The sequence below is a fragment of the Microcoleus sp. B9-D4 genome (assembly GCF_036705105.1).
Lineage (GTDB): Bacteria > Cyanobacteriota > Cyanobacteriia > Cyanobacteriales > Microcoleaceae > Microcoleus.
Genome location: NZ_JAUBTS010000001.1, coordinates 1 through 23,641, shown reverse-complemented (window position 1 = coordinate 23,641; position 23,641 = coordinate 1). Strand labels below are relative to the sequence as shown.

General features: G+C 47.2%; 19 protein-coding genes. 13 read left to right on the top strand and 6 right to left on the bottom strand.

Features of this window, described 5'->3' with window-relative positions:
* Positions 1 to 294: 294 nt before the first annotated feature.
* From QUB24_RS00095 to QUB24_RS00085, 3 genes are all read left to right on the top strand, one after another.
* Positions 295 to 1,239 (top strand): Rpn family recombination-promoting nuclease/putative transposase, encoded by a 945-nt coding sequence (locus QUB24_RS00095; protein ID WP_333149442.1) that lies wholly within the window; start codon positions 295 to 297, stop codon positions 1,237 to 1,239.
* A gap of 106 nt (positions 1,240 to 1,345) precedes the next feature.
* Positions 1,346 to 3,004 carry a CTP synthase gene (locus tag QUB24_RS00090; protein WP_333149440.1) on the top strand — a complete coding sequence of 553 codons (1,659 nt, stop codon included), beginning with the start codon at positions 1,346 to 1,348 and terminating at the stop codon, positions 3,002 to 3,004.
* 477 nt (positions 3,005 to 3,481) lie between these two features.
* The gene (locus QUB24_RS00085; RefSeq protein WP_333149438.1) at positions 3,482 to 3,904 is read left to right on the top strand and encodes a hypothetical protein; all 423 of its coding nucleotides are present in this window, start codon (positions 3,482 to 3,484) and stop codon (positions 3,902 to 3,904) included.
* A 255-nt stretch (positions 3,905 to 4,159) separates the two neighbouring features.
* On the opposite strand, the gene QUB24_RS00080 is transcribed toward QUB24_RS00085, so the two are convergent.
* From QUB24_RS00080 to QUB24_RS00065, 4 genes are all read right to left on the bottom strand, one after another.
* Positions 4,160 to 5,047: an ROK family protein gene (locus QUB24_RS00080; protein ID WP_333149436.1), complete on the bottom strand. Its 888-nt coding sequence runs from the start codon at positions 5,045 to 5,047 to the stop codon at positions 4,160 to 4,162.
* A 223-nt stretch (positions 5,048 to 5,270) separates the two neighbouring features.
* A complete protein-coding gene (locus tag QUB24_RS00075; RefSeq protein WP_333149434.1) occupies positions 5,271 to 5,993 on the bottom strand; it encodes a tetratricopeptide repeat protein in 723 nt (240 codons plus the stop codon).
* A gap of 151 nt (positions 5,994 to 6,144) precedes the next feature.
* Entirely contained in the window at positions 6,145 to 7,368 is a 1,224-nt protein-coding gene (locus QUB24_RS00070) for a murein transglycosylase A (protein WP_333149432.1), read from the bottom strand.
* Positions 7,361 to 7,618 carry a hypothetical protein gene (locus tag QUB24_RS00065; RefSeq protein WP_333070949.1) on the bottom strand — a complete coding sequence of 86 codons (258 nt, stop codon included), beginning with the start codon at positions 7,616 to 7,618 and terminating at the stop codon, positions 7,361 to 7,363. The genes QUB24_RS00070 and QUB24_RS00065 overlap by 8 nt, the downstream gene beginning before the upstream one ends.
* 665 nt (positions 7,619 to 8,283) lie before the next feature.
* On the opposite strand from QUB24_RS00065, the gene QUB24_RS00060 reads away from it, so the two are divergent.
* The gene (locus QUB24_RS00060) at positions 8,284 to 8,523 is read left to right on the top strand and encodes a hypothetical protein (protein WP_333149430.1); all 240 of its coding nucleotides are present in this window, start codon (positions 8,284 to 8,286) and stop codon (positions 8,521 to 8,523) included.
* A 751-nt stretch (positions 8,524 to 9,274) separates the two neighbouring features.
* The gene (gene carB, locus QUB24_RS00055; RefSeq protein ID WP_333149883.1) at positions 9,275 to 12,586 is read left to right on the top strand and encodes a carbamoyl-phosphate synthase large subunit; all 3,312 of its coding nucleotides are present in this window, start codon (positions 9,275 to 9,277) and stop codon (positions 12,584 to 12,586) included.
* 451 nt (positions 12,587 to 13,037) lie between these two features.
* Here carB and QUB24_RS00050 read toward each other — a convergent pair whose 3' ends face one another.
* Together QUB24_RS00050 and QUB24_RS00045 are read right to left on the bottom strand one after the other, a co-directional pair.
* Positions 13,038 to 13,292 (bottom strand): DUF6737 family protein, encoded by a 255-nt coding sequence (locus tag QUB24_RS00050; protein WP_333149428.1) that lies wholly within the window; start codon positions 13,290 to 13,292, stop codon positions 13,038 to 13,040.
* A gap of 52 nt (positions 13,293 to 13,344) precedes the next feature.
* On the bottom strand, positions 13,345 to 13,947 hold the full coding sequence (locus tag QUB24_RS00045) for a Uma2 family endonuclease (protein ID WP_333149426.1): 603 nt from the start codon (positions 13,945 to 13,947) through the stop codon (positions 13,345 to 13,347).
* Positions 13,948 to 14,194: 247 nt separating this feature from the next.
* On the opposite strand from QUB24_RS00045, the gene QUB24_RS00040 reads away from it, so the two are divergent.
* The 8 genes from QUB24_RS00040 (at position 14,195) to QUB24_RS00005 (ending at position 23,600) form a co-directional block, all read left to right on the top strand.
* Complete coding sequence (locus QUB24_RS00040; protein ID WP_333149424.1) at positions 14,195 to 14,857, top strand: VWA domain-containing protein; 663 nt, start codon at positions 14,195 to 14,197, stop codon at positions 14,855 to 14,857.
* Between the two features lie 295 nt (positions 14,858 to 15,152).
* Positions 15,153 to 15,926 carry a PP2C family serine/threonine-protein phosphatase gene (locus QUB24_RS00035; RefSeq protein ID WP_333149422.1) on the top strand — a complete coding sequence of 258 codons (774 nt, stop codon included), beginning with the start codon at positions 15,153 to 15,155 and terminating at the stop codon, positions 15,924 to 15,926.
* Positions 15,927 to 16,095: 169 nt separating this feature from the next.
* Positions 16,096 to 16,767: a glycerophosphoryl diester phosphodiesterase membrane domain-containing protein gene (locus tag QUB24_RS00030; RefSeq protein WP_333149420.1), complete on the top strand. Its 672-nt coding sequence runs from the start codon at positions 16,096 to 16,098 to the stop codon at positions 16,765 to 16,767.
* A gap of 151 nt (positions 16,768 to 16,918) precedes the next feature.
* The gene (locus QUB24_RS00025) at positions 16,919 to 17,611 is read left to right on the top strand and encodes a hypothetical protein (protein WP_333149418.1); all 693 of its coding nucleotides are present in this window, start codon (positions 16,919 to 16,921) and stop codon (positions 17,609 to 17,611) included.
* 353 nt (positions 17,612 to 17,964) lie between these two features.
* A complete protein-coding gene (locus QUB24_RS00020; RefSeq protein WP_333149416.1) occupies positions 17,965 to 18,969 on the top strand; it encodes a ribonuclease III domain-containing protein in 1,005 nt (334 codons plus the stop codon).
* A gap of 33 nt (positions 18,970 to 19,002) precedes the next feature.
* Positions 19,003 to 19,698 carry a Uma2 family endonuclease gene (locus tag QUB24_RS00015; RefSeq protein ID WP_333149414.1) on the top strand — a complete coding sequence of 232 codons (696 nt, stop codon included), beginning with the start codon at positions 19,003 to 19,005 and terminating at the stop codon, positions 19,696 to 19,698.
* Between the two features lie 371 nt (positions 19,699 to 20,069).
* Complete coding sequence (locus QUB24_RS00010) at positions 20,070 to 22,202, top strand: DNA-binding protein (RefSeq protein ID WP_333149412.1); 2,133 nt, start codon at positions 20,070 to 20,072, stop codon at positions 22,200 to 22,202.
* A 585-nt stretch (positions 22,203 to 22,787) separates the two neighbouring features.
* Positions 22,788 to 23,600 carry a reverse transcriptase N-terminal domain-containing protein gene (locus tag QUB24_RS00005; RefSeq protein WP_333149410.1) on the top strand — a complete coding sequence of 271 codons (813 nt, stop codon included), beginning with the start codon at positions 22,788 to 22,790 and terminating at the stop codon, positions 23,598 to 23,600.
* Positions 23,601 to 23,641: the final 41 nt, after the last annotated feature.

The window sequence follows — 23,641 nt, the reverse complement described above, 5'->3', positions numbered from 1 at the left end:
CCTGTACGTGGCAGCGTATCCGTTTTTGGGCTGGGTCAATGCTTCAATTCTTTAATCTAAAATCTAAAATCTAAAATCTAAAATCGATTGACTCGCCTAGGGGCGGACTGGGTGCTGGAACTTTTGTCGAAGCCATGATTGCTCAGGGCGGCTGCTGTCGCCGGCTTGCATCTGTATTTGGGTGAGGTCGGTTGGGGCGATCGTCCGCGAACCCAACCTAGAAGATTGTATGATAGTTAAATAATTAAATAACTCTAACCTCAACCTCTCAATCTCTAATAAATTGAAAAAGCCATGAATTTTATTAACCCCAAAACCGACTTTGCATTTAAAAAAATCTTCGGCTCTGCTGACAGCAAAGACATTTTGATTAGCTTCTTAAATGCCATCCTCTACGAAGCGCAGCCAGTCATCGAAGATTTAGAAATTCTTGACCCTTATTTAGCTCCCAAAATCAAAGGAGTCAAAGATACTTACTTGGATGTCAAAGCTAAAATTAGTGGCAGCAAAACAGTGATAATTGAAATGCAGGTCTTGAATGTAGAATCCTTTGAGAAGCGGATTTTATACAATGCTACCAAAGCTTACTCAGTGCAATTGAAAAGCGGAGAAAACTACAACCTCTTAAATCCCGTGATTGCCTTGACGATTACAGATTTCCAAATGTTTGAGCATCTGGAAACAGTAATTTCGCGGTTTTGTATCAAAGAAAAAAACAATCGGGTCGAGTATTTGGCGGATGAATTAGAATTTGTATTTGTTGAGTTGCCCAAATTTGACAAGACTTTAGCAGAATTAGAGACTCTGACTGACAAGTGGATATATTTCATGAAAACCGCTCGCACGTTAAGGTCGGTGCCGGAAGAGTTGGGAAATGTACCGGAACTCCGCAAAGCTTTTACAATTGCCAATGAAGCAAATCTCGATCCTGATGAATTGGAGGATTTAGAAAGGCGAGAAATTTTTATTCAAGACCAGCGCGGTGCAATTACCAAAGCTACCAGAATCGGGAGAGAACAAGGCATCGAACAAGGCATCGAACAAGGCATCAAACAAGGAAAAGTGACATTAATTGTTCGTCAGTTGGAGCGAAGTGTCGGCGTGCTGTCGCCGGATCTCAAAACCAGCATCGCTCAGTTATCCGCTCAGCAATTAGAGAATCTAGGAGAGGCACTATTAGACTTTGCCAGTGTGTCAGATTTGACAACTTGGTTGCAAGCACATAACAATCGTCAATAATTTGGTCAAATGGGTGTAGGGGCAATCCCCCGTGGTTGCCCTTATGGATTACCTATGTCACATTTGAGTCTGACCTGACATTGAAGCATCTAAAGTCGAAAATCCTATGAGCAAATTTGTGTTTGTGACCGGCGGCGTGGTTTCCAGCATCGGCAAGGGAATTGTCGGTGCTTCCTTGGGCCGCCTATTGAAGTCGCGGGACTATTCAGTCTCGATTTTGAAGCTAGACCCCTATATTAACGTTGACCCCGGCACTCTGAGCCCGTTTCAGCACGGAGAAGTCTTTGTCACGCAAGATGGTGCGGAAACTGACTTGGATTTGGGGCACTACGAGCGTTTTACCGACACTTCCATGTCTCGCCTCAATAGCGTCACCACGGGTTCCATTTATCAAGCGGTGATTAACAAAGAACGCCGCGGTGAGTATCAGGGGAGCACGGTGCAGGTGATTCCGCACATCACTAACGAGATTAAAGATCGAATTCACCGGGTAGCAAAAAATACCAATCCCGATGTGGTGATTACGGAAATCGGCGGAACGGTGGGAGATATTGAATCTTTGCCGTTTTTGGAGGCAATTCGCCAGTTTCGCAAGGATGTGGGGCGGCAAAATGTTGTGTATATGCACGTGACGCTGATACCTTGGATTCCTTCGGCTGGAGAGATGAAAACTAAACCGACTCAGCATTCGGTGAAGGAATTGCGGTCGATCGGCATTCAACCAGATATTTTAGTCTGTCGGTGCGATCGCCCGCTGTCTTTGGGCATGAAACAGAAATTGTCGGAATTCTGCAACGTCCCCGAAGAATGTGTCATCACCGCTCAAGATGCTAAAAGTATCTACGAAGTGCCGCTGATGATGGAACAGGAAGGTTTGGCCCAACAAACCCTCAATTTGCTGCAACTCGAACATCGCCAGCCAGATTTGCATCAGTGGCAAACTTTAGTCAACAGGCTTTACAGTCCCAATCACAAAATTGATATTGCTTTAGTTGGCAAATACGTGCGGTTGAATGATGCTTATCTTTCGGTGGTCGAAGCTTTGCGGCACGCGGCAATTGCGATCGGCGGCGACCTGAATTTGCACTGGATTAACTCAGAAGATTTAGAATCGGGAAACCTCGATAATTATCTCAAAGGTATCAACGGCATTCTTGTACCGGGAGGTTTTGGGGTTCGGGGAGTTGACGGCAAAATAGCTGCGATCGAATATGCTAAACACCACAAAATTCCATTTTTGGGCTTGTGTTTGGGGATGCAGTGTGCTGTGATTGAATGGGCGCGCAACATCGCCCAACTAAAGGATGCCAACAGCGCTGAATTTAACCCAGATACAGCAAATCCGGTAATTAATTTATTGCCAGAACAGCAAGATGTAGTCGATTTGGGCGGTACAATGCGACTGGGTTTGTATCCGTGCCGTGTCAACCCAGACACGCTAGCTTTCAAACTTTATCAGAAAGAAGTGATTTACGAGCGACACCGCCATCGGTACGAATTTAACAACGCCTACCGCAATCTTTTCTTAGAATCAGGTTATGCAGTCTCCGGTACATCTCCAGACGGCCGATTGGTAGAAATGATCGAATTTCCCAACCATCCCTTTTTCATAGCCTGCCAATTTCACCCCGAATTCCAATCTCGACCTAGCGCCCCCCACCCATTGTTTCAAGGGTTTATCCAGGCCGCTAGCATCCAGGGAAAGCAGGAGGTTTTAGAAGATGAGGGTCGCGACTTGGTGGCTGGGAAAGTTGCAGCAAACTGATCTCATATCATGTGCGATCGATTAGTTCTGATATATTAGAGGTCTGTAGGGGCGGTTCCGAGTAGACAATATTCAAATCGCCCCGACAATGGACATTACAAAACCCACCCAACAGACCAATAGGATTTGATAGGGGTCGCACTTACCGGACTAGATATCGGGCAGCATTCTCAACGAGTGAAAAACCTCCCCCCCAACCCCTATGCTAGGGCTGGGGGGCTAGTACCACAAGGGAGAAGGCAGAAGGTAGAAGCCAGAAGGCAGAAGCCAGAAGGTAACAATGCTGATATTTTTACTTAACTTTTTACGGATTTCAAGGGTGATACCAGTTTCCCCAAAAAATGCAACTTTAGGCAACTTCCCAACCCAGATAGTCATCAGTCATGCCCAATCTAAAATCTACAATCTAAAATCTAAAATGGTAGCAGTTGTCAAACTATCCTAAAATACCAGGAAACACAGGTTTGAGGAGGCTTTGTGGCTTATTGGAGCAAAATTACTTATGAGAAAAGTACATACATAATTGACCTTGACACTATTAGTGCTTTTTCTAGCGAACTGGATAACAAGCGTCTCACCTTTTGGCTGCCTAATAGCAGTCAGCCGATTATCCTCAATCCCCAAGGCAATTCTGAGGCTTACAAGCAAGTTCTCGATTACCTCAAAAAAACCATCGATCGCAATTCGAGAGGTTCGTGGATTAAAATTCATTATGACCGCAAAGAATTTGCGATCGATATGAGTCGAATTAGCTCTTTTGCTTGCGAACAGAACGGTCGGCTAAGCTTTTGCCTGCCGGACAGCGCAACTAATATTATTATCCTGCGCCAAAACAACCCGGAAACTTATCAAGAAATTCAGGAATACATTAAAAATACGACTGGACAATCTCTGCCATGAAGCAGTCATTAGTTGTTAGTCATTAGTCATTAGTCATTAGTCATTAGTCATTAGTCGTTAGTTGTTAGTCATTAGTCATTAGTTGTTAGTCATTAGTCATTAGTTAGAAGTATGAACAATGAAGGAGGAAGGAAGACTATTTTTAGTAAATCCTAACATTTATTTTAATTTTTTTTGGGGTAAGGTGCTTAGGTTGCACCCTAAGTTTAGATATGAAAAAAGCGCAATAAACGGCGCTGCTTTTTTAAATTTTAACTATTGAACAAGCTGCCAAGCTAATTTGGCCGCGCCTACCATGCCTGCTTGATTGCCCAATTCAGCAACCAATAACTGTAAATCTTCGCGAGAAGTTGGCAACACCCGCCGCTCAATTTCTTCTCTCACCTTCGGCAAGAAAAATTCTGCACCTGCACTAATTCCACCGCCGATAATAATAACTTCCGGCGTCAAAATATAAATGAGACTTGCCAAACCGATACCCAGATAGCGCCCGTAATTTTGCCAAAATTCTAAAGCTTTGGCATCTCCCGACTTAGCTAGATTTGCTAATTCTAGCGGTTCCAAACCCGTTTCGCGGCGAATTGCTTGCACCGAAACGTACTGTTCTAAAGAACCGCGATTGCCGCTGTTGCACTCCGGGCCGTCGGGATTTATAGTAATCAATCCTAGTTCTCCGGCCGCGCCTTGATGACCTACAAATAGTTTGCCGTCTAGGATAACTGCACCGCCGACTCCTGTACCTAAAGTTATTAAAATTAGGTTTTTAAAGTTCCTTCCTGCGCCCAGCCAAGCTTCTCCCAATCCGGCACAGTTGGCATCATTTGCTAATATTGTCGGCAGTCCGGTTTTAGCTTCCAACCAGTCAGCGAGGGGGACGTTATGCCAGTTTTTGAGGTTAATTGCAACTCTCGCTATGCGGCCGGAGGCGTCTGCGGGGCCTGGAGTGCCGATGCCGATCGCACTTACAGCATTTTCGACCGGATTCAGTTGTAAAATAGCATCAGTCATCGCGGCTAAAACGGCTTCTGGCGTTGCGGGTTGAGGGGTGGGGACAGTTAAGGATTGATGACAAATGCCGTCTTCGCTAAATCTGCCGAGTTTAATGGCGGTTCCGCCTAAGTCAATGCCGATTACTTGTGTCATTCGATTTGGGTTTTGGATGCAAGGATTTGGGATTAATCCTCATAGGATAAACATATTTTATGGTGCGGATTGTGCACCTTACCAATTAAGTTGGTAGTGAGGATTTAAATCCTCCAACTTCTATTTTAGTCTATAATAATTAGCGACAAAAAATGGGTTAATTCTTAATACTATCATACCGATCGCAATACCTAGCAAAAATTAGGGAGACAAGCGAGTTCGCCTATTTAATGTCGCCTAACTTACGTTGCGCTACCTCTCGGTTGTGCAAAGCATCGTGATAGTCTGGTTGGAGAGCAATTGCCTGGGTATAAGATGCGATCGCCTCTTCAAAGTTTCCTAAATTATACTGCTCATTCCCTCTCTCGCACCAGGCTTTCGCCTCTACATTAACTTCCGATTCAGCCTCCCCAGCCTCAGCGCCTCTGCGGTTTCCTTCCCCAGAAAAACCCAAACCATCCCCAACAAACACCGCCTCAATCACCCTCCCCTTTGTATCCTCCTCCTCAACCTCCGGCAGCGGAAACCGTGTCAATATCTCCCGCCCCATTTGCCTCGCAACCTCTGACAATTCTCCGCTGCCAATTCTACCTAACAAAACCAGCCGCTGCGCCAATTCCTGAAACGATGCCACCGCATCCGTAGGGGCGGTGCCCCCGTGCCCGCCCTGCAGGTTTTCCCCCTCTAACAATCTTTGCCCAAACCGTCGCAGCCAAGCCGCCAATTCACCATCTTTAAGGCGTTTTGCGATTAAGAATCCCGCTACATCCCCTCGACTCCAGCCGGCATTCACCCCTTCCAGGATTTCCATGAATTTCGACTCGTATTCCGCGTCAGTTAAGGTTGGGCGGATGGCGGTATTTTCCGGCGGTGGGGAGGGTTTGGTTGGGGTTCCGAACAGCCGCTGAATTAGTCGTTTGAAGAATTGCAGAATTTTGTTGAGCATTTGTGAGGTTGGGAGGGTGGGGTATTTTCTATTTTATAGCAATTATCAAAAATAGATTATATATTGATTGCCGACGATATCTGTAGGGACACGGCAGTGCCGTGTCCGGGATGGCGACGCACAGCAAACAATCACATAAAGTAGAATTAATCTACTTTAAAAGCGGATAATACAGTTCTCCTGTTGAGTTGATATAACCGGCCCGATCGCCCGCTAAATCCCCCGTTCCCATAAATACGTCAACTCTCCCCGCGCCTTTGATTGCACCCCCAGTATCCTGATCCAAAACGTACCGATTCACGGCATTTTGTTCGAGTTGTCCCGCCCCATTCGGATAAGGGAGTTTTGTACTAATTAATGCTAGTGCACCGGGTGGCATTAAGGCTTTGTCGGTGGCGATCGACCTTTCGGCAGTTACTGGCACTCCAATGCTTCCTGTGGCTGGAACTCCATTAGTATCCCGGAAGAATACAAAGCTTTCATTTTTCGGCAAATATTTGTTCATATCTGCGGGAAAGTTGGTGAAATATTCCCTGAGTTTCGGCAAATTTAACTCTTCTAAAGTAAACTTTCCGTCTTTAACTAATTCTCGTCCAACTCCTGTATAACTATGACTGGTTTTGCCTGCAAAACCGACGGTCATTACGCTACCATCTGTTAGTTGCAATCTCGCAGAACCTTGGACGTGCACGAGAAATGCTTGGAATCGATCGCGCAACCAAACTAATTCTAATCCTCGCAGCAATCCTTTACTTGCCTGCAAAGCATCTGCGCCTTCTAATTGCAATCTTGTCGGGTGAGGTTTCGGCCAAGATGCCATGTTTGGCGGCATCCGGTACAGGGGATAACGGTATTCGGCATTAGGCGTGCGAGATGCTGCGTAAGTCGGCTCGAAATAACCTGTAAATGCGACTGTTCCTTTGCCATCTTTGCCCGTGGATTTGTAAAATACAAATTCGCGCTTGACAGATTCCTGAAGTTGTGCTGGGGTTGTGGAACTGACAACTAATTGGCGGAATCGATCGAGGGAACGGCGGACTCGATCGCGCGTAACTCCTGCTACTGGATAGCGGCTGTAAGCAGTGGCGGCGGCTGATGTATTGAGATAGCGCAGGCTGTGGTCGATCGACCTTAACAGCAATTCTTTATCGCCCGGTTTGCCATTTTCGCCCCAGATTTGAGCGTCAAAGGCGATCGACTCCAACTCACTCGCTTGTAACTGATTTACACTAATTGGTTGCAGCGATGGAACTGCAACGGCGGGCACCGAAAAAGCGATCGCCAAAACGCAACAGGCGATGGCTAATAGCTGATAGCGAAAAATCTTGATCAATTTCCAATCTTCCCTACTGAATTGATTATTTTCCTTATTCATCGTATCGTTCGACGCTAGAAGTAAATATCGGTTCTACGCGAATTGCGAGAACACTGGTAGGCCGAACTACCATGTATTCGCCTTGAATATTTTTAATCGGGACGTTAAGAAATTCTCTTGAATCTTGTTTCGGCACCAGCGTACTGCTGTACCACTTTTGAAAATCTTGCAGGGTTGCGAAACGCACTTCTTCGCGGTGGCCGCCATCAAGCAGCAGGTGTACGGAATATTCGCTTGGTGTTCTAGGCATAGGAGATGGGGAGAGTTGTTGGAGGACAATCAAAAATCAAAAATCAAAAATCAAAAATTGATGTGGTTGCCTTCAAGCAGCAGGTGCAAGGAATATTCGCACTTGAGTTGTAGGCATATCTGTATTTTAGTTTTTTGATTTTAAGCTTTTGGAACGATTCCATATTTTACCTCTTCCTCGGCGCATTCCCTCATCTAGTGGGTTGGATTGAGGGAGAGGGGGGGAGGGGGAGAGGGAGAGGGGGAGAGGGGGAGAGTGGGAGAGTGGGAGAAGGGGAGGGTGGGAGAGACCAGAGAGTTGTTGCAGGAAAATCTCAATCTTAAATCTTAAATCTAAAATCGATTGAGTTGCAGGAGGAAAACCCCAATCTAAAATCTAAAATCTAAAATCTAAAATCGATTGACGGCGGCCCCCATCTGCGGCTACGCTGTGAAAATAAGGCTGCTTTCCTCAAGGAGGAAGCAGCCCGCGTCGCTCAAAAATCTAGTTGCACTGCCCATTGCTGCGCCAACAGCAATAGACAGCTAACCGCCAAACTGAGCTAACCAGTCTGGAGGCTAATGGAGAATTCTAACACTCTCTGTAGCCGCCCTGCTCTGTGTTACCGTGCGGGGCGGCTGGGTTTTTGGGTTTTCCTAGAAAACCAAAAACCAGGAGATCATATTATGTCACAGGAATTCGTGCCTGACGATAACTTGTCCGCGCGTCCAAATGACGCCTCAGCAGTATCCGAACAGGAAGTCGTGCGGATAACGGTTGTCGGTTCCCGCGCAGCCGTGTTAGAAACCATTCACACCTTGTACCGACTGGGATTTGCCCAAGTCGGCGATTGGAGTCCGCCGCAGCGAGGTGCAAAGCCGGGACAAGTTATAAGCGTACTCATTCGCCGATCGCGCAAAGCCTAAAAATAGGCTGAAATACGCTAGGGACACGACACCGTGCCTTTCGTCGTGTCCACAAACACGTTAAACCCGCAGTCCGACAGGGGTTGAAACCCCTGCCTCAAAACTCAACTCCTCGCGATGAGGACTCAGAAGAAGACTTTTAAACTCATTAGTCCTCTTGAGAGGACTTTAGCTATTAGACAGGGAATTCATTCCCTGGCGGACTGACGGGCGGGTGGGAGGGCTGGCGGACGATGGGCTTAAGTTGACACGCTTTGGACAAGGTATTGCCGTGTCCTCCATCGCCGCGGCTACATGGCTATATCTACGATTGTCACATCCTCCGAGGGCGATGGCGTCGGGCCCTCGCCCGTGCTACGGGAAATTTCATCATCCAACCCCGTTAATTTTATCCGTTCCCCACAGTCAGGACACGCCTTGACGGAAGTCCCTACAATGATTAATCCGGCGGAATACAGGGATTGTGTATTTTAGAACACGATTTGACCGCAACACTTAAAATAGTCTTGATTTACCGATCGACTGCACCCTTTTCTCATCAATATTTCTGGTTAGCTGGGGGTGTCTGTGGGCCGGAGTTGCTAGGTTCTGCTTCCAAAAGGCTGAGAATGGTGCACAATTTCAAATTAACAACAAAACTTGCACTTTTTTGAGTAAGCTTTTGGGGGAACAGCTTAGAAAGCCTGTTTCTAAGACTGATGCAAAATATCAAATTAATCCTCAACCTTGTCCAATTACTAATTACGAACCTATGCCCCGTCGTCAAGACTTAAAAAAGATTCTTCTCATTGGTTCCGGCCCAATTGTTATCGGTCAAGCGTGCGAATTTGACTATTCAGGGACACAAGCTTGCAAAGCTTTGCGAGAAGAAGGTTTTGAAGTAGTGTTGGTGAATTCCAACCCGGCAACGATTATGACCGATCCCGAAACTGCCGATCGCATTTACATCGAACCTCTAACGCCGGCCATCCTCGAACAAATCATCGCTAAAGAAAGACCTCAAGCAGTTTTACCGACTATGGGCGGTCAAACGGCGCTAAATTTAGCAGTTGCCGTCGCTAAAAATGGCGTTTTAGAAAAGTACAACGTCGAGTTGATTGGTGCTAAGTTGCCAGCAATTGAAATGGCCGAAGATCGGCTATTATTTAAGGAAGCGATGGCGCGAATCGGGGTTGCAGTTTGCCCTTCGGGAATCGCCAACACTCTCGACGAAGCCAAAGCCATTGGTCACCAAATCGGCAGTTATCCGTTAATTATTCGTCCTGCTTTTACAATGGGAGGCACGGGAGGCGGCATTTCTTACAATCAAGAAGAGTTTGAAGAAATGGCACAAGGCGGGATTGATGCCAGTCCAGTATCGCAAATTTTAATCGAACAATCTTTGATTGGTTGGAAAGAGTACGAACTCGAAGTAATGCGAGATTTGGCAGATAATGTAGTGATTATTTGTTCGATCGAGAATCTCGACCCGATGGGCGTCCACACCGGCGATTCTATCACCGTCGCCCCGGCGCAAACTCTCACAGACAAAGAATATCAGCGCCTGCGAGATGCTTCGGTGAAAATTATTCGCGAAATCGGAGTTGAAACCGGCGGTTCCAATATTCAATTTGCCGTCAATCCTGTCAACGGAGATTTCATCGTTATTGAAATGAACCCTAGGGTTTCCCGTTCCTCCGCCTTGGCCTCGAAAGCAACTGGTTTCCCTATTGCCAAAATGGCGGCAAAATTAGCGGTAGGTTACAGCCTAGACGAAATTTCCAACGATATCACCAAGAAAACTCCGGCGTCTTTTGAGCCGACAATTGACTACGTGGTGACGAAGATTCCCCGATTTGCCTTTGAAAAGTTCCCCGGTTCCGAACCGACTCTGACAACGCAAATGAAGTCAGTTGGGGAGGTAATGGCGATCGGGCGCAGCTTCAACGAATCTTTCCAAAAAGCCCTGCGGGGATTGGAAACAGGCCGCGCAGGTTTCGGGTGCGACAAACCGGAAAAGTTGCCGAGTTTGGAACAAATTCGCGCCGGATTGCGGACACCAAATCCCGATCGCATTTTTACAGTTCGCCACGCGATGATGATGGGAATGTCGGTGGAAGATATCTTCGAGTTTACAGGAATCGATCCTTGGTTTTTGGATAAAATGCAGGAATTGCTGGAAACTGAGAAGTTCTTGAAACGAACGCGGTTGGAACAGTTGACAAAAGAGACAATGTTTGAAGTAAAGCAGTTGGGTTTTAGCGATCGCCAAATTGCTTACGCCACCAAAACATCGGAAGATCAAGTCCGCGCTTACCGCAAACAGTTAGGCGTAATTCCGATTTACAAAACAGTCGATACCTGTGCCGCTGAATTTGAAGCGTTTACACCGTATTATTATTCCACCTACGAAGCGGGAGCGGCAATTTGGGAATTGGGCGATGAAGAAAAGAAAGTTTCGCCTGTAGGCCACAGTCTGGCGCCGGAGTCGGAAGTTTTGCCTTCTACCAAACGAAAAGTGATGATTTTAGGTGGCGGGCCGAACCGGATCGGACAGGGAATTGAGTTTGATTACTGCTGCTGTCACGCTTCCTATTCCCTAGGAGAAGATGGCTTTGAGACAATTATGGTCAACTCGAACCCGGAGACGGTTTCGACGGATTATGATACGAGCGATCGCCTGTATTTTGAACCGCTAACAAAAGAAGATGTTCTCAACATCATCGAAGCCGAAAATCCCGAAGGAATAATTATTCAGTTTGGTGGACAAACGCCACTGAAATTGGCGCTGCCTTTACAAAAAGCCCTCGAAAATCACCCCGATGTACAAACAAAAATTTGGGGTACTTCGCCGGATTCCATTGATACTGCTGAAGACAGGGAGCGATTTGAAAAGATTCTGCGCGAGTTGGATATTCAGCAAGCTGCTAACGGTTTAGCCCGTAGTTTTGAGGACGCTTTAATCGTAGCTCAACGGATCGGTTATCCGGTAGTGGTGCGACCGAGTTACGTATTAGGCGGGCGAGCAATGGAAATTGTTTATTCCGATACGGAATTGGAACGTTACATGACCTATGCCGTGCTAGTAGAACCCGATCATCCGATTTTAATTGATAAGTTTTTGGAGAATGCGATCGAGGTTGATGTCGATGCGATCGCCGATGTTACTGGCAATGTGACGATCGGCGGTATTATGGAGCACATCGAGGAAGCGGGAATCCACTCCGGCGACTCTGCTTGTTCTATCCCTTACCAAACACTTTCTGATGCAGCTTTGGTAACAATCCGCCGCTGGACTGTAGAATTAGCAAAATCCCTGAAAGTCATCGGGTTGATGAATATTCAATTTGCTGTTCAAGGGGAAGAAGTTTTCATTTTGGAAGCTAACCCGCGCGCTTCTCGAACAGTGCCTTTTGTCTCCAAGGCGATCGGAGTTCCCTTAGCAAAAATGGCCTCGCGAGTCATGTCTGGCAAAACTCTAGAAGCTTTGGGTTTTACTGAAGAGATTATACCCACTCATGTTTCGGTAAAAGAAGCTGTATTGCCCTTTGCTAAGTTTCCGGGAACTGATACCTTGTTAGGGCCAGAAATGCGATCGACCGGCGAAGTCATGGGAATTGACACCGATTTTGGCAAAGCCTTTGCCAAAGCTCAATTAGGTGCTGGACAAATGATGCCGCTGTTGGGAACCGTGCTGGTTTCGATGCGCGATCGGGACAAACTAGCAGTTGTACCCGTTGTCAAGGAATTCTTAGAATTGGGTTTCCGAGTAGTCGCAACTCACGGGACACGCAAAGTTTTGCGAGAGCAAGGTTTAGAGGTAGATTTGGAATTGAAACTGCACGAAGGGCGGCCGAATTTGTTGGATTCGATCAAAAATGAGAAAATTCAACTAATTATCACCACGCCTTCCGGCGAAGAATCCCGCGCCGACGGCATCTTTATCCGGCGCACAGCTTTGACTTACAAAATCCCGATTATTACCACAATAGCCGGTGCCAAAGCGACAGCAGCGGGAATTCGATCGCTCAAATCTCACCCGATGGAAGTAAAAGCAATTCAAGACTATTACCCGCAAGCCTAGAGGGCGAAACACCCTATGTTTAGGATGTGCAGCGCGCACTATTAGTGTCAACTGAAGCTTTTAGTCCGCCATTCCTCCGGCTGACCCCAGAACTGTTTCATTCTCAGAAAAAGCAGGGTTTTGTAGGGGCGGTGCGACCCCTACTCCCCGTGCCCGCCCAGCCCATAGACGAGCGGGTCGGGGTTTCAGACATCGGGGCAACCACGGGGGGATTGCCCCTACAAGAGAATGAAACAGTCCTCGCGTTCACCCGGCACTCCGCCAGGGAATGAATTCCCTGTCTGATAGCGAAAGTCCTCTCAAAGAGGACTGAAGAACTCATTAGTCCTCATAGCGAGGACTTTCGCTTTGAGGCTGTTGTTTCAAACCCTGCCGGACTGAGGGTTTAACGTTAAGTTGACACCAATGAGCGCGCACCTTACCCTAAACATAAGGTGCGCGCCACCAAAACCTAATCTGCATCGGAATCCAAAACTCCGCTAGACAGCATCAACCTCGGCCAAACTAACAAGAAAAAACCCATCCATGCTAATAAAGGAATCGCGACTAAAACCGTTATCCAAATAGTTTTTAATAAAAACCAACTACCGCTAATCAGGCTAGTACCAGTTAAAAGAATCGACCAAGGTTGGCACCACCAAGGTTTGTAACTCCAAGGACTAATAGCTTTTTGATTAGAAAGTTTTTTATCAGAAATAGATTTCATATTTTTAGTGATTGTTTATGGAGAATAGTCTGGCTAGCTGGATTAACCGAAGTTAAACATTCATCACCTCTTCTGCTGTCAGCGTTAATTCGGGAAAAGTCCGCGATACAATTCTTTCGCTGCCTTTAAACGCGCTTCTTTGATAGTTGCCATCTGCATCCAAAAAGTGGACAAATACAGTTGGAACTTTGGGATTTCCCAGAAATTCCCTGCTGCCAATTGCTAAATAATCGACAATCCAATACTCAGGAATTCCGAGGCGCCGATATTCGTCCAATTTGTCTATATAATCGTCCTCCCAATTTGTTGATGTTACTTCCACTGCCAGTTGAATTGGTTCTTGTAAGGCAGAATAAGCAGAACGGTTTGACCGCCACAAATCGCGATCGATTACACTGACATCCGGTCTCCGCCCTTGTTCGATGCCGGCTTTACTTACAGTTCTGATAACGGCGGTATTGTTGACTACATAATTTAAACTTAGCCGTTTAATTTGATCTTTAAATGAGTCAGACGTAAAATCAGCAACATCATCATGATTTCTTGTCGCATTCATCTCTACAATTTCTCCATTTACCAGTTCATAGCGTCCATCTTCTGGACATTCTACAAGGAATTGGTCAAAGGTTAATTTTTGCGTGACTGTTGCAATCATAAGATTCTTCCTTATTTTGCACTAATACTATTAGTCTATATTACCACAGGCAGGAATGAATTTGTTTTTTTGACCCCAGACATCCAATTATAAAATCTCAAATCTACAATTAAAAATCTCAAATCGATTCAGGTAAATGGTAAAATACGATCGCCAGCGGGCAGATTGAGCTAAATATGTCACCTACTTGCTAGGGTAGAAAGTAACAAACCTAGAAATCGAGCCACTCCCAGGTCAACCCCGAACCATGAGACTAGACGAAGCCGTAGAATTTGCCGAAAACCCAGAGCCGCGCTGTCCCTGCGTCCTCCTGCTGGACACCTCCGGCTCCATGCAAGGCGCACCCATAGATGCCTTGAATGAGGGGCTGGAAATTTTTAGGAATGACCTAATTAAAGACGAACTAGCTAAAAAGCGAGTCGAAGTCGCGATTATTTCATTTGACAATCATATCAAAGTCGTACAAGACTTCGTTACCGCCGACCAGTTCGAGACGCCACTGCTGACAGCTCAAGGACAAACCCACATGGGCGCCGGGATTCAGCTAGCATTAGATACCATTGCGGCCCGCAAATCCGAATACCGCAACAACGGCATTACCTACTACCGCCCGTGGGTATTTATGATTACCGACGGCGAACCTCAAGGTGAATCCGACGATGTTGTGGAAATAGCAGCACAGCGGATTAAAGAGGAAGAAACTAACAAGCGCGTGGCATTTTTTGCAGTCGGAGTGGAAGGTGCTAATATTCCCCGTCTCGCGCAAATTGTCGATCGCACGCCTGTAAAATTGAAAGGATTAGACTTTAGAGAGATGTTCATCTGGCTGTCGGCTAGTATGCAGAGAGTTTCTCACTCAAAAATTGATGAACAAGTAGCACTGCCGCCACCTGGATGGGGAACTGTTTAGTCATTAGTTGGAAGTCATTGGTCATTGGTCATTAGTCATTAGTCATTAGTCATTGGTCATTAGTCATTAGTCATTAGTCATTAGTCATTAGTCATTAGTCATTAGTCATTAGTCATTGGTCATTGGTCATTAGTCATTGGTCATTAGTAAGAGTGCCGTGTCCCTACGGCACTGCCGTGTCCCTACAAGGGCTAGTACCTGCGAACCCAGAAAAGTGCTGTAATTAGGGATAAATAAACCCGTCCAGACTTTGCAGAGTTGTGAATTTACGAAGTTTTGAGTTAAAGAGTTATTAATGCAGAATTCATCCTTTAATTGGCAAGTTGTAGCGGCATCGGTGATAGGTACGAGCCACGAAAAAAGATCGCAGCCTTGTCAAGATGCCCACTGCTGGCGTCTCTTGCCAAACGGTGTTTTAGCGGCAGCGGTTGCCGATGGCGCGGGATCGGCAGCACTCGCAGAAGTTGGGGCAAAAATTGCTGTGGAAGCGGTTGTCGAAACGATTTGCCAGCAACAGGAAAGGCTGCCTCAAAATGACGATGAATGGCAGGTATTCTTGACAGCATCACTGCAAGTTGCGCGGGCGCAGGTGGAAGCAGAAGCGGCTGTGCGGGAAGTGGCTGCGAGAGATTTAGCCTGCACTTTAATTGCGGTTGTTGCTACGCCGGAATTAATCGCAGTTGCTCAAATCGGCGACGGTGCGGCGGTAGCAGGTGATAGTGCAGGAAATGCGATCGCCCTGACTGTACCTCCCTGCGGCGAATACATCAACGAAACTATCTTTTTGATTTCGCCGAATGCGATAGAAACAGCGCAATTTCAGGTACTCCGGGAAAAACTGCGGCACTTGGCGGTGTTTTCCGACGGCTTGCAAATGCTAGCTCTCAAAATCCCAGAAGGCACGCCACATGGGCCGTTTTTTGCGCCTTTGTTTCGGTTTTCTGGCGAGTGGAAAGAAGAAGAAGATGCCAAACAGCAGTTAGAGTCATTTTTGCGATCGCCCCGCGTTTCCGAACGCACCGATGATGACTTAACATTATTGTTAGCAACTTTTTCGAGCAATGTCTAGTCTGTTCAACTTGAGATATTGCACCATTCTCAAGAACAGGCTTTCCGGCCTGTTCCACAAAAGATAAATTTTCTTGTGGAACAGGCCGGAAAGCCTGTTCAGAAAAGGCTGATTGAGAATGGTGCAAGATGTGATCTCAACTCCACTTACAAAAAGGGGATAAAAAATTATGACAAGTTCACGAATTAGTGCCACAAACTTGTTGCGAGAAACATTTGCTACTACGGGGCCTATATACGCTCCCCTGTTGACAATCAATTTTCCCAATTTGATATTGTCCGCGATCAATAGTTTAGACAATCTCGGTTCAGTCGGTGTTGCTTTCAATATTATCTACTGGTTCGTGGCAATTCCTTTATTGTCGGGAGCCATGATTTTCTACACTTACCGAAGTTTGACTCGAAATCAAGTAACTGTGGGTCAGGCTTTCAATCAAGCAAACAGAAGATTGCTGCCCCTTATTTGGGTTTATATTATGTCTTCGGGGCTGGCGTTGGCCGGCTTCATTGCACTAATAATTCCCGGTCTTTATGTATCATATCGCTTAATATTTTCCTTGTACGCTACCGTCATTGATAACTCTTCGGCGCTGGACAGTCTTAGCAGCAGTTGGGAATTAACTAAAGGGCGCTGGTGGTTGGTATTCCGAGCGAGTTTTCTGATCATTTTTGTGGTTTCCGTGCCAATAGTGTTGATGATCCTATTAATCAGTTCGACGGCAAATTTGCTAGCATCTAAACTTGCAGGTAATCTACTCGGATTTTTAGCCGGGCCGTTGATGAATGTTTATTTGGTTTTATTGTACCAGCGCCTGCGGGAATCGGCTGCAACTATTAAATAGACATCTCCTAAAAATCAAGTCAAGGGCTGTCAGGATACCTGCCCCATAACAATTGTTGGAAATGTCTAATGAGCGGTGAAAATTTGGCGCGGTTCTATAATAAAATCGAGGTGTCAACAATTCTGCTTTAGTTTGTACAGTAGGTCGTCATTTGCAAGCACAAGAGATTAAGGATAAGCTCAACTCCCTAATTAGCGACGCAGATCTAATAGATCCGAGTTTGGCGAGAAGATTGGATGAAATCAATCGCTGGGTGAAAGATATTAAACCCGGTTCGCTAACTGCTAAGAAATTTGTGATGGCTTTTTTGCTGCAGCTTATCCGAGATTCTCAGGTTTGGCTGGCAGTTCAATCTCTACCTTCGGAAAGAGAACAGCAAGCCGCTTTTGAGTTAATGACTCCGGGAGAAAGGTATTGGTACAGCTATCTATTTCCTAAATGGCTGAGCGAAAACGATCGCAAATTTTACATCTGGAAACAAAAACTCAAGGCCGGCCAATTCGATCCGGGAGATGATATCGTGATTCGTGCGATCGCAGCCCGAATTGTCGATCGCCAAGGCACTGTTTTGTATCGATATGTTGCAGATCTTTCTATGGCAACCGATTCCATCGTTAGCAACCGCCAACAGCAGCCCCTCTGCATTCAAGTCACTACTCTTTCGGATGAGTTTTCGGAACTCAAATATCAAAATTGGCAACAAACTCTTCAAGATTGGGGGATTGACAGAGGATTATTTTTAAGTTATGATAAAAACGATGCAAATTTCCTGAACCAGTTAGTTAACATTGCATTATATAATAGTGATAATTTGCCCGCAGGTCGTTACCTCAAGTTCCCGTAAATCAAGCAGATATGCTGCTGAGAATAGTTCGACTGCTCCCAACTCTGTGAAAAAGAAATTTTGACTAACTCACATATTTCACAATTCTCGACAATGGCAAAAGCCTAGTCCCCAGACAGCTTCCCGCAAAAGAAAAGGCGGAGCAAGATTCTTCCTCCCCTTTTCTGTTTCGGGGAGGCGTCTGCCAGACGGTGGCAACAGGTGCTTGATACGAAGGCTAAGCAATGGGAACATTTACCGCAGCAATCAATCGTGTGAAATAACTAGCAACTCGCTCTAAATTGAAGTGAGATGTGATTTAATTGCGGTGAAAGTGTTGGAAATAAAATCTAATTAAATCAAAATCAAATACTATGACAGTACAAGGTACACACACCGTTGAAAATAACTTGCAAAAAGTCTGGGAAGAACTGGAAGCAGCCAGAAAAATGCAGGATGAATGGATGAATTACGGGGTAGATTTTGTAGATTTGTATGTGGAAGATGCGGGCGGTGATTGGTTGGAAAAGTGGGGAAAATGTGAAGAAGAATTAGAGCGAATTAAACATAATGTAGATATTGAAGCAGTCAAAGCAGCGATCGACCTTTCCAGCTTTCAGCAGACAAAATTGCTGGAAATCGCCTTGAATTGCCGTTACTCTACCAGCTATTACTCCGATCGCCCGGAGGAGTCTCCCGCTTGGCAAGAGGTTAAGTACAAACGGCTGTCACTCTTAGGGGGAGCGATTTTCGGTGCGGTTGTTACCGATTACCTCTACCGCGAATATCCAGAACTCGATCCAGAGGCGATCTCAACCTTAAAAGATCGTTTAGCAGATCCGAAAAAACTTGCGGATTTTGCACAAAATCTGAAATTCAACGAACTCAGTTGGCGCGTCTGGAATGGAAAAGAAACAGAAGAAAGCGAGCACAATAGAAGATTTTTAGAGACTTTTGAAGCTTTGTTTGGCGCGATTTACTTGGAGTTGAAGCGCGATTTTTTCCGTGGGGGAAACTGGCTGATTCAGCACTGGATTGAACCAAACGTTAGCCAGCATGAGGATCTAAGTCAGCGGCGAGAAATTGCGCTAGAAAACGAGGTGAAACGGCGGGAAATCCTCGGTGCGGCTATTCTAGATGCGATCGCGATCGACTATTTGTACAACCGCTTTCCCGAACGCAACGCCAGCCAGCTAACTCGCTGGAAAAATATGTTAGTGGCCAAAGAGATTTTCCCCAAAGACTTTAAGGCAAAATTAGGCAGTCATTACCTGGAATTGGAGAGCAATTTCTCACGTACCCGCGACTGGTTGGTGGATAACTTTATCAAAGGCGCAGTTGACGAACTGCTAGAGGAAACAGGCGATCGACTAAAATAAAATCAACTTGTCAAAAAAATTGGGGAAACAGCAATGGTTACACAACTGCAATCTCCCGAAAAATCAAATATCATCTACCCCGACGATAACGGCGAACCGATTTCAAACAATACGGATCAGTTTCGATTAATTGTTTGGATTAAAGAAAACTTAGAATTGCTGTTTGCCGATGATCCAAATGTTTTTGTAGCAGGTGACTTGCTTTGGTATCCGGTGGAAGGCAATAACAAACTGTCTCAAGCACCAGATGTAATGGCAGTTTTTGGCATCCCCAAAGGATATCGAGGTTCCTATCAACAGTGGTATGAAAATGATATTGCGCCACAAGTCGCATTTGAAATTTGGTCGCGGGGAAATCGTCTGACTCCGATGATGCAAAAATTTCAATTTTACGAACGCTATGGTGTGGAAGAATACTATTTGTACGATCCAGAAAAATTGGAACTGATAGGATGGTTGCGGGCTGAGGGAAAATTAGAACAGATCGAACAAATGGACGGTTGGGTAAGTCCGAGATTGGGAGTGCGGTTTCAATTATCAGAAACAGGACTCGAAATGTTCGGGCCCTCTGGAGAACCGTTTATGAGTTTTGTGGAACTCGATCGACTGCGACAGCAAGCCGAGGCGCGGGCAGAACAGGCAGAAATGCTGCTGGAACAAGAACGATCGCGATCGCAAGCTTTGGAAGCAAGACTCCGAGAAATGGGCATCGATCCCAATCAATTGTAAGCACAACTGCAAAATTGAACTATTGTGGAACAGGCCCTCGTAGCCTGTTGCTGAATTTTCCAGGGCGGGCTCTCCTGCCCAATCCCTACTCCCCACAATAAAATTGAACTATTGTGGAACAGGCCCTCGTAGCCTGTTGCTGAGTTTTCCAGGGCGGGCTCTCCTGCCCAACCCACAATAAAATAGAATTATCGTGGAACAGTCCCTCGTACCCTGTTGCTGAATTTTCCAGGGCGGGCTCTCCTGCCCAACCCCTACTCCCCACAATAAAATAGAATTACGGATTTATCAGTGGGGTAGCTTTCTTTAATCTAAAATCCAAAATCTAAAATCTAAAATCGATTGATGCCCCCATACCCTAAGCGAATTCTATGCAGTTGCAGCGCCAATTTAGCGGACAACTGATTGCGATCGACACCAAAACCGCGATCGCCAGTGGGGGTGAAGGTCGCATCTACCCGATCGCCCAAGACTCGTCCCTTGTAGCAAAAATCTACCACAAACCGACAGACGAAGACGGCGACAAACTCACAGTCATGTTCAGTATGCCGCCGGATGCGCCGATCGCGGAACCGGGGCACGCTTCGATTGCTTGGCCGATCGATTTGCTGCATACTGTCGGCGGGCGAGAAAAAATCGTCGGTTTTGTGATGCCGCGCGTCAAAAAAGTGATGCCGGTACACACTTTCTACACTCCCAAAACCAGGCGCGAACAAAAACCGCTATTTAGCTATCTTTACCTCCACCGTACCGCCAGAAATCTCGCCTCGGCTGTAAACGCCCTCCACGTCAGGGGTTACGTCATCGGTGACGTAAACGAGTCGAACATTCTCGTGACGGATACGGCGTTGGTAACGCTGGTAGACACGGATTCGTTTCAAGTGCGCGATCCTTATACAGGTTACGTTTATCGGTGTCCCGTGGGGAAACCGGAGTTTACGCCGCCGGAGTTGCAGGGCCAGACTTTCCGCGATATCGATCGATCTCCAGAGCACGATTTGTTCGGTTTAGCGGTATTAATTTTTCAATTGCTGATGGAAGGTACGCATCCGTTTTCGGGAGTTTATCTCGGTAGCGATGAACCACCGTCTTTGGAAGCGAGAATTCGATCGGGCCATGTCCCCGGATGCAGTAGGGGCGGTGCCCCCGTGCCCGCCCGCTACCGCCCGATGCCCGCTGCGCCTCCTTTTGAGATGCTGCATCCGCGGCTGCGGCAGATGTTTATCCGCTGTTTTGAGGAAGGGCACGGCAATCCTTCGGCGCGCCCGGATGCGAAAACTTGGGTGAATGCGATTCGGGAAGCGGAAGATGCTTTGGTAACTTGCAGCAAAAATAGTCAGCATAAATACGGAAATCATCTCAGTCGGTGCCCTTGGTGCGATCGGGCAAAACTCCTCAAAGGCCGCGATCCGTTTCCTTCGCGGCAAGCAGTCAGCCACGGATTGCACTTGCAGCCCGCGAAAATCAAGCGTAAAAAGCCCCAACCACCGCCTGTCGTGAACCCACCCGCAGTGCGCCGGCAACAGCCCGCCACGGGCCTGCCACGCCCCCTCGGTCAGTACGCAGTGCCGTTGCTACCGATGCCGATGTCTTCTCGGAGTCGGACTCCTGCGCCTCAGCTTCCGGTGGGCAAGTTTGAGCGCATTTTTCAGGATGCTGCTTGGGGAGGTGTTTGGGGTAGTTTGTGTTTGGCGGCGATCGGGGGGATTTATTCGGCAATAGCTGAGGGCGGCGGTGCTATTTTGGGGGCGATTTTTGTTGGTTCGATTTGGGGCTGTTTTTTTGGGGTGATGTGGGGGGTTTTTACTTTGCCGCCGAATCAGATTTGGCGGAAGTGGGGCGGAGTTTTGGTGGGGGCGGCTTGGGGGGCTTTTTTGTTGGCGGCGATCGGCGGTGCGGTGTTTGGCGCAATTAATAGCACTCCGGGGATCGGGGAGAGGATTTTGGCTGGGGCGGGGGCTGGTGCAGTCTGGGGCTGTGTTTGGGCGAGTTTTCGGCCTCCTCTGGCGCTGCCGGTGGGGAGGGTGTGGGGCCGGCGGGGAGGGTATTTGGGGGCTGTCTGGGGCTCGTTTGTGGGGACTCTGGCTGGTGTTTTTTTGGGGGCTGGGCTGGTGGTTTGGCAGCAATACGGTGTCCAGATGCGGCCGATGGATGAGTTTGCGCGTTTGCTGCTGGGTGTGGCGATCGTGGCTGCTGGTGTGGGTTCTGTTGGAGGTGTGGTTTCTGGGGGTTTGTTGGGCTTTTGCGGGTTTGCGCCGAAGTTGCCGATTTCGTTTCAGCCTTCGGGTGTCAATGGTGGGAGTTTGGGGGCGATTTGGGGAAGTTTTTTGGGGACTTTTGCGGGTGCTGTGTTGGGGGCGGGGGTGTCTGCGATGTTTCCGGCTGTTAGCGCTGGGGTGCCGATGGAGTTGGGGCCTGTGGCGGGGGCGATCGTGGGGGCTGGTTTGGGGGCGATTTGGGGGGTGGTTTCGGGTACTGTTTGGGGGGCGTTGGGTAAGTGGTGATCGGTTGATGTCTGTTTTTGGGTGGAAAATCCGTGAATGGGTAGGTGTTGTGCGATTCGTTGAAACGTGAATCACGGTAATCAGTCCGTACATAACGTTTCCAGCCACAAGGCTGAACTCTCGGTCGGATGCGGGTGAAAGTCTCGCCTACCAGACTCAGGTATGACTCCCTATCTGCCCACGCCGACTAGACTCGATTTCTAGAGAGCGAAGCTGGGAACAGGGCGCAATCAGACATCCGTTGTGGGGTGACACTGGCGCTAATGGGGGGTTTCTACGGTGAAACAGAGCCTAGAAAAGTAACTTAACCCAGAGCGGGACACAGACAAAACTCCCGACTCCACTGGAGCTTATTCCCGCCGAATATATACACCAATATCGGCAAGAGTCCAGGGAAACCAGTAGTTAAATTGGCTCCACCTAAAGGAACAATCAATCTAACCGAGGGAACGAAGAAAAACGAGCTAAGGGTCAAGGGGAAGTCGAACTCCAAGTAGGCTAGACGAGAAGCGGAACTCCCTCAATTCGGGTAGGACAGACCGTAATTGGTCTGAGGTGTTCAGAACACACAAACTGGAGCAGAGCATGATTAGTCACAACAGAAATGTTAGTGAATCTTGGAAGACGTTACCGTGGAAGAAATTCCGCCGTAATTTATTCCGCCTACAAAAGCGCCTGTATAAAGCGATTCAGGTTGGAGACAAGCGGAAAGCGAAGTCCCTTCAAAAGCTAATTCTGAAATCTTGGGCTGCAAGAATGTTGGCGATACGTCAAGTAACTCAACTAAATGCTGGCAAAAAGACTGCGGGAATCGATGGAAGAGCCTCACTCACATTTGAGGAAAGGTTTGCCCTGAGTGAAGAACTCAGAGCCAAAAGTAACAACTGGAAACATCAGAAGTTACGTTCAATACCAATCCCTAAAAAGGATGGGAGTACCCGCCTCCTTAAGATACCAACTATCGCCGATAGAGCGTGGCAATGCCTCGCAAAATACGCGCTAGAGCCAGCGCACGAAGCTACTTTCCACGCTAGGAGCTATGGATTTAGAACAGGAAGGTCGGCGCAGGACGCGCAGAAATTTCTTTTCCTAAATCTAAACTCAAAAGCCCACGGAATATCCAAGCGAGTCATAGAACTCGATATCGAAAAATGCTTCGACAGGATAAGCCACACCAGCATAATGGAACGACTCCTCGCCCCAAGGGGCATCAAGACCGGAATATTCCGCTGTCTAAAATCAGGAGTTAATCCAGAATTTCCCGAACAAGGAACCCCACAAGGGGGTGTGGTTAGTCCATTACTAGCCAATATTGCGCTCAATGGAATTGAGGAAATACACCAATCAGTCCGTTACGCGGACGACATGGTAAGCGCGACACGATGTCGCATGTTGTGAGTGAGGAGGTGACTTCTCTAGGTTAGTGTCCAAACCTATCC